Genomic DNA, 3,261 nt, shown 5'->3' with positions numbered 1-3,261 from the left:
TGTTTTATTAAAAACGACGTATGGCATCCAGAAAAATCATAGAGGTAAGTGAATTATCCGCCTCATTCGGCGAGAAGGAAATATTATCCGATGTCTCCTTTGAGGCCCGGGAGAAAGACATCACCGTTGTTCTGGGCGGCAGTGGAGCCGGCAAATCGGTGCTTCTCAAACATATGCTTGGACTCTATGAAGGCCGGAAAGGATCGGTTCATATTCTCGGCCAAAACATGATGGAGTTGGATGAGAAACAGCAAAAGCAATTGTACCTTCAGATGGGGGTGTTCTATCAAAACGGTGGGCTGTTGAACTCCCTGACTGTTGGAGAGAACATTGCCCTGCCCCTGGAGCAGCATACCAACCTGAGCGATGAGCTGATTGCCCGTATTGTTTGGAGCAAGCTGCAGCTGGTCAACCTTCCGGGTGCCTATCACCTTTACCCTTCCCAGTTGAGCGGCGGCATGCTGAAAAGAGCTGCCCTGGCCCGGGCCATCGTGATGGATCCTCCCCTGTTGTTTTGTGACGAGCCGGGAGCCGGCCTGGATCCCATCTCCCTGTCTACCCTGGATGAACTGATATTGAACCTCCGGGACCAGATGGGTATGTCGGTGGTGATCATCACCCATGAGGTATCCAGCATACTCAGGATTGCCGACCGCATCGTATTTATTGACGCAGGGAAGATCATCTTTCAGGGGCAACTAAAAGAGGCCCTGGAAAGTAATATAAAACAGGTCCATAGCTTCTTTGAGAAAGGAAGATCCCTTCCTCCTGTATAAGCAAATAACCATCCGGTTGGATAGTGCCTTTCTCTCTGTGGATATTTTCAGAAACACCCCGTGATGATAAAAATTCACCCTATGAGATAACAAAAAGGAAATCAACGGACAAATTATTTTTTTGTCATGCCCCTCTCTTAGTGAGTGATACCCAAATTATACCTAAGTAAAGCGCTTTTTCTTCGAACCGCTTCAATGGGAAGGGAAGTTAAAAAACCAATTATTAGCTGTATCTTTATAATATGAAAATTGCATATATCGGAACATATCCCCCAAGGGAATGTGGCATAGGAACTTTTACCCAAAACCTCCATGAGTCTATGGTAATGAACCAAACCACAGAAAATGGTTCAGCTGAAGGATTTATTGTAGCCATGGACGACCATGACCAAACCTATGATTATCCCGAAGAAGTGAAATTATCTATCCGCCAGGAACATCAGCGGGATTATATGAAGGCGGTTAAATTTATTAATATAAGCGGTGCGGATATTTGTATTCTGGAACATGAATTTGGTATCTACGGGGGCCAGGATGGTTTATATATACTCCCCCTGCTTTACCGGCTTGAAATACCACTCATCGTTACCCTGCATACCATCCTTAAAACACCTTCAGCCAATCAAAAACAAGTATTGCAGGAAATATGCCAAATAGCTGATAAGGTTGTGGTGATGAGCCATAAAGCCATTAAATTTCTCACAACCATTTATCAGGTGGATCATAGAAAAATTGAATACATTGAACATGGAGTGCCCGACATTCATTATGACCAGCATGAATCCAAAAAAGAGTTCAACCTTGAAAACAGAAAACTCCTGCTTACTTTTGGCTTCCTCAGCCGGAACAAGGGAATTGAAACAGCAATTAAAGCCTTGCCGAAAGCTGTTGAAAAGCATCCCGATATTTTATATATGATCCTGGGCAAAACCCATCCGCATGTTCTGCGCGAAAACGGCGAAGAATACCGCAATTACCTGCAGCGGCTGGTTAACTCCCTTAACCTAAGCAAACACGTTCTTTTCCTTAATGAATATGTCGATCAGAAAGAATTGTTCAGATATCTGTCCGCCTCAGACATCTATGTAACCCCTTATCTCAATGAAGCTCAAATAACCAGTGGAACACTTGCATATGCCATAGGAGCAGGTACAGCTGTTATCTCAACGCCATACTGGCATGCCTCGGAGCTATTGGCTGAAGGGAGGGGCAGAATTTTTAACTTTCATGACTCCGATGAACTATCCAGGATTATTATGGCCCTGCTTGATAAGCCTGAAGAGCTGAAAAAACTGCGAAAAATAGCATATCATTATGGCAGAAGCATCACCTGGCCCAAGTCGGGAGCCAAACACATGGCCCTCGCCAAAAAAATTCTTGCCGGCAGACCCAAAGTTAAGCCGGTGAAAGAAACGACCATCGACCCACAAATGCTTCCACCTTTTTCTCTTCTGCACATCAAACATTTAACAGATGACACAGGGATCATCCAGCATGCAAAATATGGCATCCCCAACCTGAAAGAAGGATACTGCCTGGATGATAACGCCAGGGCCTTACTTATGGTGCTCATGACCTACAGGCAGAAAAAAGAACCCCTCGCCCTGGAGCTGGCTCCCATTTATTTGAGTTATATCCACTATATGCAAAGAGAAGACGGGTTGTTCAGAAACTTCCTCAGTTTCAGCCGGCAATTTCTCGATGAAACAGGTTCGGAAGATTCATTTGGAAGAACCATATGGGCCCTTGGGTATCTGCTTGGCAACGCTCCGAACAACGCCTATTACCAAACCGGAAAACTGATTTTCTCCGATGCCTCACCAAATTTCGAAAAGATCCAATCCATCAGAGGTATCGCCAATACAATGACAGGTATCTGTTATTACCTGAAGAGCAATCCCGATGATGACCAGATGAGCGGGACATTAAAAAATCTCAGCGATAAATTGATCCGCCATTTCTATGAAAATTCCGCTCCTGACTGGAAATGGTTTGAAAGCCTTCTGGCCTATGATAACGGAATATTACCCCTGGCCCTTTTACATGCAGCGGAGATACTTAAAGATGATCAGATCATGGAGGTCGCCATGGAAGCAATGGATTTTCTAACGGAAATAACACTTAAAAATGGTTATCTCTCCATCATTGGAAATGAAAAGTGGTACAAAAAAGGAGGCGAACGCTCCATTTTTGCTCAGCAGCCTATAGATGCCCTTGCCATGATTTTGATGTTCCACCAGGCATTTCACCTGACCGGAGATAAAAAATACCTCTCCAATTTATTTACCAGTTTTATGTGGTTCCTGGGCGAAAATGACATCCACACGAACCTGTTCGATTTTGAAACGAAGGGTTGTTATGATGGGTTTGAAAAACACGGGGTCAATCAAAACCAGGGCGCAGAGAGCTCCCTGGCTTATCTGATCTCGCACCTGATCGTTTTGCAAGCATTCGAAGAATATGAGAAATAGATGTCTGCAGCATT

The 3,261-nt window shown here is 44.4% G+C and carries 2 protein-coding genes; both read left to right on the top strand.

Features of this window, described 5'->3' with window-relative positions; translation table 11 throughout:
- The first annotated feature begins 20 nt into the window (after positions 1–20).
- A complete protein-coding gene (locus KGY70_19595) occupies positions 21–776 on the top strand; it encodes an ATP-binding cassette domain-containing protein (GenBank protein MBS3777408.1) in 756 nt (251 codons plus the stop codon).
- 242 nt (positions 777–1,018) lie between these two features.
- A complete protein-coding gene (locus KGY70_19590) occupies positions 1,019–3,247 on the top strand; it encodes a glycosyltransferase family 4 protein (GenBank protein ID MBS3777407.1) in 2,229 nt (742 codons plus the stop codon).
- The last annotated feature ends 14 nt before the right edge of the window (positions 3,248–3,261 follow it).

It is taken from the genome of Bacteroidales bacterium (assembly GCA_018334875.1).
Taxonomy (GTDB): Bacteria; Bacteroidota; Bacteroidia; order Bacteroidales; family UBA12077; genus JAGXLC01.
The sequence above is the reverse complement of the archived record's forward strand: the minus strand, read 5'-3'. Positions and strand labels throughout refer to the sequence as shown.

What these genes read in the sequence shown, in the direction of transcription:
- KGY70_19595 (MBS3777408.1), top strand. Translation starts at nt 21, where the DNA reads ATGGCATCCAGAAAAATCATAGAGGTAAGTGAATTATCCGCCTCATTC.
- KGY70_19590 (MBS3777407.1), top strand. Translation starts at nt 1,019, where the DNA reads ATGAAAATTGCATATATCGGAACATATCCCCCAAGGGAATGTGGCATA.